Raw genomic sequence first — 11,669 nt, 5'->3', positions numbered from 1 at the left:
ATAATGAATATCGAAACTCTTTTCCCTTTAGATCCAAATGTAAAAGTGCGTACCCGTTTTGCACCAAGCCCGACCGGTTATTTACACGTGGGTGGTGCACGTACCGCTTTATATTCTTGGTTATATGCAAAACACTTTAACGGTGAATTTGTATTACGTATCGAAGATACCGACTTAGAGCGTTCAACACCGGAAGCAACCGCAAGCAATTCTTGAAGGTATGGAATGGTTAAACCTCGCTTGGGAACACGGTCCATACTATCAAACAAAACGTTTTGATCGTTATAACCAAGTTATCGATCAAATGATCGAGCAAGGTTTAGCGTACCGTTGCTACTGTTCAAAAGAACGTTTAGAAAACTTACGTCACGAACAAGAAGCAAATAAAGAAAAACCTCGTTACGATCGCCATTGCTTAGCCAATCACGAACATTCGGCAGATGAACCACACGTTGTGCGTTTTAAAAACCCACAAGAAGGTTCAGTTGTGTTTGACGATGCGGTACGTGGTCGTATCGAAATCAGCAATAGCGAATTAGACGATTTAATTATTCGCCGCACAGACGGTTCACCGACTTACAACTTCTGCGTAGTGGTAGATGACTGGGATATGGGTATTACGCACGTTGTACGTGGCGAAGACCATATCAACAACACGCCTCGCCAAATCAATATTTTAAAAGCATTAGGTGCACCAATTCCGACTTATGCTCACGTATCAATGATTAATGGTGATGACGGTCAGAAATTATCAAAACGCCACGGTGCGGTAAGTGTTATGCAATACCGTGATGACGGTTATTTACCGGAAGCATTAATTAACTATTTAGTACGTTTAGGCTGGGGTCACGGCGACCAAGAAATTTTCAGCCGTGAAGAAATGATCGAATTATTCGACATTCACTCAGTAAGTAAATCGGCAAGTGCTTTCAATACCGATAAATTACAATGGTTAAACCAACACTATATGCGTAGCTTACCGGCTGAACACGTAGCGAAATATTTAGCGTGGCATATGAATGCTCAAGCTATCGACACGTCAAACGGCCCGGCGTTAGAAGAAATCATCCCAGTATTAAGCGAACGTGCGAAAACCTTAAAAGAGTTAGCTACTGCAAGCCGTTATTTCTATCAAGAATTTGACGGTTATGATGAAAAAGCTGCGGCGAAAAACTTCAAACCAGAAGCAGTTGCGCCACTTGCAAAATTATTGGAAAAATTAACCGCTTTAACCGATTGGAACGTAGAAGCGATTCATGATGCGATGAATGCAACTGCGGCTGATTTAGAAATCGGTATGGGTAAAGTGGGGATGCCGTTCCGTTTAGCCGTAACAGGAGCAGGTCAATCGCCATCAATGGATATTACTGCCAAATTAGTCGGACGTGAGCGTACTTTAGCCCGTATTCAAAAAGCGATTGAATTTATTCAAGCACAAGCATAATTTCCTATTGACAGCTAAAGTGGTGGCATTTATTATGTTGCCACTTTTTGGGGATATAGCTCAGTTGGGAGAGCGCTTGAATGGCATTCAAGAGGTCGTCGGTTCGATCCCGATTATCTCCACCACTAAATTCAAAAAACGCTAAGTCATTTGACTTAGCGTTTTTTATTTTCTGCTCTCAAAGTAAGCGGTTAAATTTCAGCGATTTTTTGCAAAAAATCCGTAAAAGTTGACCGCTTGTCCTATAAATTTTCCAAACATTTAGTCTTCAAGCTTTTTACCCGCTTCTGGCAATAAAACTGGAATACCGTTTTCAATTGGATAAACTAATTTCGCTTCACGGCTAATCAAGCGATTATTGTCTTTATCCCATTCCAGTTTGGTATTCGTTACCGGACAAGCAAGATTATTGATAAGTTTTTCGTTCATATTATTTTCCTAATCGTTTTAAAATCGGTTCAAGTAAACAAGCGGTCGATTCCAGCGAAAATTTTGCAGAAACAGGTATATACCACCAATTTGACTGGGCAAAAGTTCGGCATTTTACCGCATCTTTTTCTGTCATCAGTAACGGAATTTGTTCGGATGCAAGCGCTTTAAGTTGACTTGCTTCAAATGCTTGGTGATCGGCAAAACCTTGTGTTTTAAGTAATTTAATACCTAAATTTTCGAGCATATTAAAAAATCGGGGAGGATGCCCGATTCCGGCAATCGCCACACATTCTTGCCCGATAAAATCAGTTATTGGCTTTTGCTCGCCCGTTCTTAGATTAACGGCAAATTCAGGCTCGAGCGTCATTAAATGTTCATTCGGCAGAGCCACTCCGCCATTACAAATAATCGCCTGTACCGTTTGCAAACGGCTTGGCGACTCACGCAGGCCGCCGGCAGGCAAAACAAAACCGTTACCAAAACGGCGCACGCCATCAACCACAACCCATTCGATATCTCGCTGTAAGGCATAATGTTGCAAGCCGTCATCGGTAACAATTAAATCCAGCTCAAATTGACTCAGTAATAATTCAATACTTTGCTGACGATTTGGCGAAATTGCCAACGGCACACCAGTTCGTTGCACAATCAACACCGGCTCATCACCCACCATCTCCGCTGAACTCTGTTTGGTAACTAGCTGAGGAAAGTCTTTGCTTTTGCCGCCATATCCACGAGAAATCACACCGACTTTAACGCCATGCTGTTGTAGCTGTTCCACTAACCAAACAACCACAGGCGTTTTTCCGTTCCCCCCACCGAAATATTACCGACCACTAACACCGGTACCGGAGAGCGGTAAGATTTTAAGATTTTTTTGCGAAACAAAAACAAGCGGATTTGACTAATCAGCCAAAATAGCAATGAAAACGGCACAAGCGACCAAGTAATAATTGATGTAGATTGCCAAATATTCATATAATTTCTTTAAAGATACTATCGTTTGCGTAACGGCTATGCCTACAGATAAAACAAATGGACAATGAAAAACATTGTCCATTTTAGCTATGCTTACTCCACTTTCGGCTTATCGCCGTTTTCAACACAACCTTTACCAACCGTCACTTTCTGCACATTTTTCTCTGCTTTAAGTGTTGGTAGATGATACATTGTATCCAATAGCAGATTCTCAACAATCGAACGCAAGCCACGCGCACCGGTTTTACGTACAATGGATTTCTGAGCAATCGCAATTAACGCATCTTTGGTAAATTTCAGCTCAACGCCTTCCATTTGGAATAATGCTTGATATTGCTTGATAATCGCATTTTTCGGTTCGGTTAAAATTTGAATTAACGCTTCTTCATCCAGCTCTTGTAGCGGAGTCACAACCGGTAATCGACCGATAAGCTCCGGAATTAACCCGAATTTAACGAGATCTTCTGGTTCAACTTGTTTAAATAATTCAGTTAAATCCTCACGATCCTTGTCTTTTTTCAATTCTGCACCAAAGCCGATGCCACCTTGTTTGTTGGTACGAGCTTCCACAATCTTGTCTAAACCGGCAAATGCACCGCCGCAAATAAATAAGATTTTCGATGTATCAACCGGAATCGTTTCACCTTTCGGATGTTTACGGCTACCTTGCGGATTGATATTCGCCACCGTGCCTTCAATTAATTTTAATAACGCCTGTTGTACACCTTCGCCGGATACGTCACGAGTAATTGACGGGCTTTCCGATTTACGCGTAATTTTGTCGATCTCATCAATAAAAACGATACCACGCTCAGCTTGTTCCGCATCAAAATCACATTTCATCAATAATTTTTGAATTACGTTTTCTACGTCTTCACCGACATAACCGGCTTGCGTCAACGTAGTCGCATCTGCGACTGCAAACGGTACATTTAGACGGCGGGCTAAGGTTTCCGCCAATAAAGTTTTACCGCTACCGGTCGGACCGATTAATAAAATATTACTTTTACCTAACTCTACGCCATTCGTTTCTTTATGGTCCGAAAGTGCATTGCGTAAACGTTTATAGTGGTTATAAACCGCTACAGACAACACTTTTTTCGCATGTTCTTGACCGATAACATACTCATCTAAATGTGCATGAATTTCGTGTGGAGTCGGTACATTTTCAAAGAATTTCTCTTCGTCTTGTTTTTCATCAATTAACGGTTCTTCCTCACCGTTTAACAATGCGTAAGACTCTTCAATACAGTGATTACAGATATAACCTTCCGTACCTTCAACAAGCTGATCAACTTCGGTACGTCTTTTGCCACAAAAACTACAATGTGGTTCTTTCTCAAAATTTGCCATTATTTTGTATCTCTGTGTGTTAAAACTTTATCAATTAAACCGTATTCAGCCGCTTCAAATGCTGACATAAAATTATCACGTTCGGTATCTGCCGCAACTTTTTCAAACGGCTGACCGCTATGTTCAGCCATACGTTGCGTTAAAGTTTCTTTTAATTTTAAAATTTCTTGTGCATGAATTTGAATATCGGTTGCCTGTCCGCGATAACCACCTAGCGGTTGATGGATCATTACTCGTGCGTGCGGTAAAGCAAAACGCTTACCCTTTGCACCACCGGATAATAAGAAAGCCCCCATTGAACAAGCCTGTCCGGTACAAAGTGTTGCAACATCCGGTTTAATAAAGTTCATTGTGTCGTAAATTGCTAAACCTGCCGTTACTACACCACCTGGTGAATTGATATATAAATAAATATCTTTTTCAGGATCTTCCGATTCTAAGAAAAGAAGCTGTGCTACGATCAAGTTTGCCATATGGTCTTCAACTTCACCGTTTAAAAAAATAATACGTTCTTTAAGTAAACGTGAATAAATATCGTATGATCTTTCGCCTTTTGAGGTTTGTTCAACCACCATTGGGATTACTGCCATTTTGGGTTCCTTATCCGAAATCTGAAAAATACGTATAATTCTATCAAATTTTAAGAAAATCATTAACAATAAGCGGTCAGATTGTTAAAATCTTTTGCAAAATTTAGCTTTAATCAAGAAAAATATGACGTTAGAAGATATTTACCAAAAATTTGAGTTTTGTAAATCTTGGGAAGAAAGATACCGCTTGCTAATTCAATTAAGCCGCCAGTTAGCTAAACCAACCGCAGAAGAGTTAGCACAATTACCTGAAATTCACGGCTGTGAAAGCCGCTTATGGTTTGAATTTCAAATAACACCTCGTAAAGTTCGTGCTTATAGTGATGCCCGTTTAATGCAAGGAATTTTGGCGATTATTGTGATTGCATTAAATGAGAAATCGCTCAATGAATTACAAACTTTCTCAATTACTGCACTTTTTGACACATTAAAAATTTCTCAAAATTTGACCAGCACTCGCCTTAATGGCTTACGACAAATTCAGGCAGAAATTTTACGTTTATGCCAAAGTGAATAAAACGCTTAATTAAACAGAATGAAAAAAGCCTCTGATTTCTCAGAGGCTTTTTTCTTGAAAAAGTGGCGGAACGGACGGGACTCGAACCCGCGACCCCCTGCGTGACAGGCAGGTATTCTAACCAGCTGAACTACCGCTCCACACGGTATTATCGAATTAAATTCAATAATTAAAAATTAATTGGCGGAATGGACGGGACTCGAACCCGCGACCCCCTGCGTGACAGGCAGGTATTCTAACCAGCTGAACTACCACTCCGCAACTGGTGAAACGCATAATACGGATTTATACTGCGAGCGTCAAATTATTTTTCACAAAACACATTTATTTGCTTATTTTAAAATCAAATAAATCAAGTAATTAGTGAATTTGCTCCGATTCTGATTCATTCGGACGTGTCCAAATACAATTCCCTTTGGATTTCTTATCAATCAGTTTGAGATATTCTTCGTGTGCGCTCTGTTCTTCTTCAGTCAATTGCAACACAACTAAACCGCTTGTTTCAAACTTCGTTATCGTACCTAAACCAAGATCCGCAACACTTTCGTGATTAACGGTCGCATCATCTTCACCTAATAACGCCAGCTGTCCGCCGGTCATCATCAGGAATACATCCGCCAGAATCTCCGCATCCAGTAACGCCCCGTGAAGCACACGTTTACTGTTATCAATGCCTAAACGATCGCATAATGCATCTAAGTTATTACGCTTGCCCGGATACATTTTTCGAGCAACCGCAAGACTATCGGTCACACTGCACATTTCAGCCGTCTTTGGCGGAGGGTTTTCTAAATAAGAAAACTCTTGATCCATAAACGCCACATCGAAGGGGGCATTATGAATGATTAGCTCTGCACCTTTAATAAATTCAATAAATTCGTCCGCAACTTCGGCAAACACAGGCTTATCTTGCAAAAACTCATTGGTAATGCCGTGAACTTTAATCGCTTCTTCTTCCACTTCTCGCGGCGGTTTAACATAGACGTGAAAAGTACGTTCGGTTAAGCGACGGTTAATCACTTCGACCGCACCGATTTCAATAATATTATGCCCAATTTGTGGTGGTCCACTAAAACTCATACCGGTTGTTTCGGTATCCAGCACCACCTGTCTTACTATCGGTTGTTCACTCATTTTATTGCCTAATCAAAAGATGCAAGCGGTCGAATTTCAAGGGAAATTTGCAAATTCCCAACAAAATCCGACCGCTTATTCAAGTATTACTTCGCAATACGTTTATATTTGATACGGTGAGGTTGCGTTGCCGCATCACCTAAAGTTTTCTTCTTCCACTCTTCGTAATCAGAGAAGTTACCTTCGTAGAAGGTCACTTTACCTTCATCACCGTAATCCAAGATGTGAGTTGCGATACGGTCTAAGAACCAACGGTCGTGCGAGATAACCATTGCACAGCCTGGGAATTCTAAGATCGCATTTTCTAACGCACGTAAAGTTTCAACGTCCAAATCATTGGTTGGTTCGTCTAATAATAATACGTTACCGCCACGTTGTAGAAGTTTCGCCAAGTGTAAACGACCACGTTCACCACCGGATAACTCACCGACACGTTTTTGCTGATCCACACCTTTAAAGTTGAAACGACCAACGTAAGCACGGCTTGGAATTTCAAAATTACCAATATTCAAAATATCTTGACCGTTCGACACTTCTTCCCATACGGTTTTCTTATCGTCCATCGAATCACGGAACTGATCTACAGAGGCTAACACTACCGTTTCACCCATTACGATTGAGCCTGAATCAGGCTGTTCTTGACCTGAAAGCATACGGAATAAGGTCGATTTACCCGCACCGTTGGCACCGATAATCCCTACAATCGCACCTTTTGGAATTGAGAATGACAAATCATCAATTAAAGTGCGGTCGCCGTAAGATTTGCTTAAGTTACTTACCTCAATAACTTTATCACCTAAACGTGGACCAGGCGGAATAAAGAGTTCGTTGGTTTCGTTACGTTTTTGATATTCACCCGAATTAAGCTCATCAAAACGAGCCATACGCGCTTTACTTTTCGCTTGGCGACCTTTCGGGTTTTGACGTACCCATTCCAACTCTTTCGCAATCGATTTTTGTCGTGCAGATTCAGTCGCGGCTTCTTGTTCTAAACGTTTCTCTTTTTGCTCTAACCAAGAAGAATAGTTGCCTTCCCAAGGAATACCTTCACCACGGTCAAGCTCTAAGATCCAGCCTGCTACGTTATCTAAGAAGTAACGGTCGTGGGTAATTGCGACGACTGTACCTTCATAGTCATGTAAGAAGCGTTCTAACCACGCTACCGATTCCGCATCTAAGTGGTTAGTCGGTTCGTCTAACAATAACATATCCGGTTTTTCGAGTAATAAACGGCAAAGCGCCACACGACGACGTTCACCACCCGATAAATGTTCGATTTTCGCATCCCATTCCGGTAAACGTAACGCATCCGCCGCACGCTCTAATTGGTTATCAAGATTGTGACCGTCATGTGCTTGAATAATCGCTTCTAAGTTAGCTTGCTCTGCGCCTAACTTATCAAAATCTGCATCCGGATCCGCATATAACGCATAAACTTCATCTAAACGCGTTAACGCATTTTTTACTTCCGAAACCGCTTCTTCAATTGCTTCACGCACGGTTTGTTGCGGATCTAATTTTGGCTCTTGCGGTAAATAACCGATTTTAATACCCGGTTGTGGACGAGCTTCACCTTCAAACTCTTTATCCACGCCCGCCATGATACGTAATAAGGTTGATTTACCCGCACCATTTAAACCAAGTACCCCGATTTTTGCGCCCGGGAAAAAGCTTAAAGAAATATCCTTAAGAATATGACGCTTCGGCGGCACGACTTTGCCGACACGATGCATCGTATAAACAAATTGAGTTGACATTATGTATTCCTCATAGAAAAAATCTTATCTATTTTACTTGAAAACAGGGGCGAAATATAGGGATTCCTATATTTGTAAATAATCCACAAAATTCAACCGCTTACTGTAAGATATTTAAACCGATATATGCCTCTTGATATAAAAAAGGTCGCATAAAGCGACCTTTCCCATTTTATAAAAAACTATTCACCTGTAAACGGTTCTGAAAAACGTTCAATTTTTGCACCGATTCCACGTAATTTTTCTTCAATATGTTCATAACCACGATCGATATGATAAATACGATCAACAACAGTTTCACCGGAAGCAATACAACCTGCCAATACTAAGCTGATTGATGCACGTAAGTCTGTTGCCATTACTTCTGCCGGTTTTAATTTTTCCACGCCATGACAAATCGCTGTATTACCTTCAATTTCACCTTTGGCTCCCATACGATTCAATTCAGGAATGTGCATAAAGCGATTTTCAAAAATCGTTTCGGTAATACGGCTTGTACCTTCTGCCACAACATTTAGCAAAGTAAATTGTGCCTGCATATCGGTTGGGAATCCTGGGTGCGGCATTGTGCGAATATTTACTGCTTTCGGGCGCTGACCTTTTGAATCTAAAGTAATGGTATCTTCTGTTACGGTTACTTCCATACCGGCTTCACGTAATTTCTCGATAACGGCATCCATTGTATCCGCTTTAGTACCACGACAAGTAATTTTACCCCCTGACACCGCCGCAGCGACTAAGAATGTACCGGTTTCAATACGGTCGGCAACAATGCGATGTTGACAGCCGGTTAAACGTTCTACACCTTCAACCGTAATCGTATCCGTACCTGCTCCGGAGATTTTCGCTCCCATTGCATTTAAGAATAATGCTGTATCAACAATTTCAGGTTCACGTGCCGCATTTTCAATTACAGTCGTACCTTCTGCCAATGTACCCGCCATCATCACGGATAAAGTCGCACCGACACTCACTTTATCCATATAAATACGTGCACCGTGTAAACGACCGTTTGAAGTTGCTTTCACATAGCCGTCATCTAATTCGATAACCGCACCCATTTTTTCTAAACCAGAAATATGCATATCCACCGGACGAGCACCGATTGTACAGCCTCCCGGTAGTGACACTTGACCTTCGTGGAAACGAGCAACTAACGGTGCTAATGCCCAAATTGAAGCTCGCATGGTTTTAACTAATTCATAAGGTGCAATATAGTGATCAATTTTGCTTGCATCAATTTGTACCGCACCGTTTTCATCACGTTCAACTACTACGCCTAATTTGCGTAAGATTTTAAAGGTCGTATCCACATCTTTAAGATCCGGTACATTCGTTAAAGTCACAGGTTCAGTAGCCAAAATAGTCGCGAAAAGAATTGGCAGTGCTCGCATTTTTAGCACCAGAAATATCAACGGTTCCGCTTAATGTGAAAGGGCCGTGAACACGAAATTTTTCCATTATAAATCCTTAGAAATTTAGAAATAAGTAATGGACAATCAATAATGAAGAAAGATAAGCGATTTTTGGTGCATTTTACAAAAAATTTAACCGCTTTAATTCATTATCAATTATCCATTAATTGTAAAAAAGTTAACCTGCTAGATTAAGTAAACGCTCTTTTTTCCACTGTTCGGTTGAAAACACTTTGATCGTTAAGGCGTGGATTGCATTAGTGGCAAAATATTCGCCTAAAGGTGCGTATACTGCTTGCTGTTGTTTTACTTTTGATAATTGTGCAAGTTCATCACTAACGACGATTACGCCATAATGTGAATTTTCACCTTGAGCATGAATTTCGCTGGCATGAGATAATGCATTTTTTAAAATTTCTTCAAGTTGTTTTGGTTCCATCTATTCCTATCCTTGAGGTTTAGCACAGTGTTTACTTTCACACACTAAGAATGTATTTAGCCATAAGGTTAAATCAAACAATTCTGCCAACGTTTTAACAACATCCGGCACATTGATTAAACAGTTTGGCGTTTGTTTTTGATAATGATTGAGTAATTCGGCAAGTAATGTAAATCCGGCTGAGTCAACACGTTCGAGTTCTTTTAAATCCCAATAAATATGTTGATTACCTTTCGGCGATAAAAAGAAGCACGCCGCTTCCAAAGCGGAAGCAACGTGTCTCGAGTTAATTCACCGGATAATTTTACAAATAAGCTTTCATTATTTTGCTGAACGCCCCATTGTAATGTTTTTTGCGGCTTCATAAAACTATAATTATTTACTTAATGTAATCGGTTGTTTTGCTGATTGTGCAACTTGAGCAGTTAGAGCGTCAATACCTTTTTGACGTAATACACCACTCCATTCGTTTTGTTTGGTTGCTACCATACTTACACCTTCAGTCGCCATATCGTAAGCCTGCCATTCGCCGGTCTTACTGTTTTTACGCCATTTGAAGTCTAATTTAACCGGTTGAGCACCATTTGATTGAATTAAATTCACACGAATGCTTACGATTGTTTTACCATCAGTCGGTTTTTCATTTTCAATTTGAACTTGTTGATCAGTATATTGCGTTAATACTTGTGCGTATGATTGCTCAACAAATTGACCAAATGCGTTAAAGAATGCTTCACGTTGAGCATCTGTCGCCGAAGATAAGTTTTTACCTAACACTAACTGACCTGCATATTTTACGTGTACATGAGGCATTAAATCATTGCGTACGATAGTACGTAAATATTCTGGATTTGACTTAATTTTACCTTGATTCGCTTTAATATCACCAAATAATTTATCTGTCGCTTGTTGAGTTAACGCATAAGGACTAGTTTCTGCAAATGCTTGTGCTGAAAATAACGTTGCTAATGCTACAAAACCAGTTACGATTGCTTTTTTGATATTTTTTAACATTTAAAATCTCCAAATGTAAGGTGGTCATCCCACCTAAAATAAAATATTACGCCGTGAATTTCACTTTGCAATTATTGTGCTTTAGGCTCTTCTTTGCCTTCTGCATTTTCTCCGTCAGTTTTATCCGATTTTTTATCGCCGTATAAGAACTGACCGATTAAATCTTCCAATACCATTGCCGAATTTGTATCAGCAAAGCTACTGCCTTCTTTCATATATTCCGTTTCGCCTTCCATCATAAAGCCGATATTTAACGCAATATATTGTTCGCCTAATAAACCCGAAGTTTTAATTGAAAGTGAGCTTGTGTCAGGAATTTTATTAAAATCCTCATTAACAGCAAGTGACACTTTCGGTGTATAAGTTTGAGCATCTAAACTAATATCAGAAACTCGCCCTACAACTACTCCTCCGACTTTAATCGGCGCACGAACCTTTAGTCCACCGATATTATCAAAAGTTGCATAGAGGGTATAAGTTTTTTCAGAAGTAAATCCTTGCACATTAGCCACTCTTAAGCCTAAAAATACTAAAGCCGCTAAGCCGAGTAATACGAATAAGCCTACCCAAAATTCATATTTAATTGATTGACGCAT

The 11,669-nt window shown here is 40.3% G+C and carries 9 protein-coding genes, 3 tRNA genes and 4 pseudogenes; 3 read left to right on the top strand and 13 right to left on the bottom strand.

The window, feature by feature from the left end:
- Nucleotides 1-3 precede the first annotated feature (3 nt).
- Both gltX and NYR89_RS00360 read left to right on the top strand, forming a co-directional pair.
- Nucleotides 4-1,444, top strand: a pseudogene (gltX, locus tag NYR89_RS00365) (glutamate--tRNA ligase).
- A gap of 49 nt (nt 1,445-1,493) precedes the next feature.
- A tRNA-Ala gene (locus tag NYR89_RS00360) sits at nt 1,494-1,569 on the top strand.
- A 136-nt stretch (nt 1,570-1,705) separates the two neighbouring features.
- On the opposite strand, the gene NYR89_RS00355 is transcribed toward NYR89_RS00360, so the two are convergent.
- The 4 genes and pseudogenes from NYR89_RS00355 to clpP form a co-directional block, all read right to left on the bottom strand.
- Nucleotides 1,706-1,873: a Trm112 family protein gene (locus NYR89_RS00355; RefSeq protein ID WP_279445869.1), complete on the bottom strand. Its 168-nt coding sequence runs from the start codon at nt 1,871-1,873 to the stop codon at nt 1,706-1,708.
- A gap of 1 nt (nt 1,874) precedes the next feature.
- Nucleotides 1,875-2,854, bottom strand: a pseudogene (gene lpxK / locus NYR89_RS00350) (tetraacyldisaccharide 4'-kinase).
- Nucleotides 2,855-2,947: 93 nt separating this feature from the next.
- On the bottom strand, nt 2,948-4,207 hold the full coding sequence (clpX, locus tag NYR89_RS00345; protein ID WP_279445868.1) for an ATP-dependent protease ATP-binding subunit ClpX: 1,260 nt from the start codon (nt 4,205-4,207) through the stop codon (nt 2,948-2,950).
- Nucleotides 4,207-4,797, bottom strand: coding sequence for an ATP-dependent Clp endopeptidase proteolytic subunit ClpP (gene clpP / locus NYR89_RS00340; protein WP_279445867.1), 591 nt, complete (start codon nt 4,795-4,797; stop codon nt 4,207-4,209). Before clpP ends, clpX begins: the two co-directional genes overlap by 1 nt.
- Nucleotides 4,798-4,921: 124 nt before the next feature.
- On the opposite strand from clpP, the gene NYR89_RS00335 reads away from it, so the two are divergent.
- Nucleotides 4,922-5,314, top strand: a complete 393-nt coding sequence (locus NYR89_RS00335; RefSeq protein ID WP_279445866.1) for a SufE family protein — start codon at nt 4,922-4,924, stop codon at nt 5,312-5,314.
- Between the two features lie 63 nt (nt 5,315-5,377).
- On the opposite strand, the gene NYR89_RS00330 is transcribed toward NYR89_RS00335, so the two are convergent.
- The 9 genes and pseudogenes from NYR89_RS00330 to mlaD form a co-directional block, all read right to left on the bottom strand.
- Nucleotides 5,378-5,454: transfer RNA gene (locus tag NYR89_RS00330), tRNA-Asp, on the bottom strand.
- Between the two features lie 41 nt (nt 5,455-5,495).
- A tRNA-Asp gene (locus tag NYR89_RS00325) sits at nt 5,496-5,572 on the bottom strand.
- Between the two features lie 102 nt (nt 5,573-5,674).
- Nucleotides 5,675-6,448: a DNA polymerase III subunit epsilon gene (gene dnaQ / locus NYR89_RS00320; RefSeq protein WP_279445865.1), complete on the bottom strand. Its 774-nt coding sequence runs from the start codon at nt 6,446-6,448 to the stop codon at nt 5,675-5,677.
- A gap of 86 nt (nt 6,449-6,534) precedes the next feature.
- Nucleotides 6,535-8,205, bottom strand: coding sequence for an energy-dependent translational throttle protein EttA (gene ettA, locus NYR89_RS00315; protein ID WP_279445864.1), 1,671 nt, complete (start codon nt 8,203-8,205; stop codon nt 6,535-6,537).
- A gap of 182 nt (nt 8,206-8,387) precedes the next feature.
- Nucleotides 8,388-9,666 (bottom strand): annotated as a pseudogene (gene murA, locus NYR89_RS00310) (UDP-N-acetylglucosamine 1-carboxyvinyltransferase).
- A 132-nt stretch (nt 9,667-9,798) separates the two neighbouring features.
- Nucleotides 9,799-10,059 carry a BolA family protein gene (locus tag NYR89_RS00305; protein ID WP_279445863.1) on the bottom strand — a complete coding sequence of 87 codons (261 nt, stop codon included), beginning with the start codon at nt 10,057-10,059 and terminating at the stop codon, nt 9,799-9,801.
- A gap of 6 nt (nt 10,060-10,065) precedes the next feature.
- A pseudogene (locus NYR89_RS00300) lies at nt 10,066-10,424 on the bottom strand (STAS domain-containing protein).
- Nucleotides 10,425-10,434: 10 nt separating this feature from the next.
- The gene (gene mlaC / locus NYR89_RS00295) at nt 10,435-11,073 is read right to left on the bottom strand and encodes a phospholipid-binding protein MlaC (RefSeq protein WP_279445862.1); all 639 of its coding nucleotides are present in this window, start codon (nt 11,071-11,073) and stop codon (nt 10,435-10,437) included.
- Nucleotides 11,074-11,144: 71 nt separating this feature from the next.
- Nucleotides 11,145-11,669: an outer membrane lipid asymmetry maintenance protein MlaD gene (gene mlaD, locus NYR89_RS00290; protein WP_279445861.1), complete on the bottom strand. Its 525-nt coding sequence runs from the start codon at nt 11,667-11,669 to the stop codon at nt 11,145-11,147.

Origin of the sequence: Actinobacillus arthritidis (assembly GCF_029774155.1) — a bacterium.
Classification (GTDB): domain Bacteria; phylum Pseudomonadota; class Gammaproteobacteria; order Enterobacterales; family Pasteurellaceae; genus Actinobacillus; species Actinobacillus arthritidis.
This window is presented reverse-complemented; position numbering and strand designations above follow the sequence as displayed.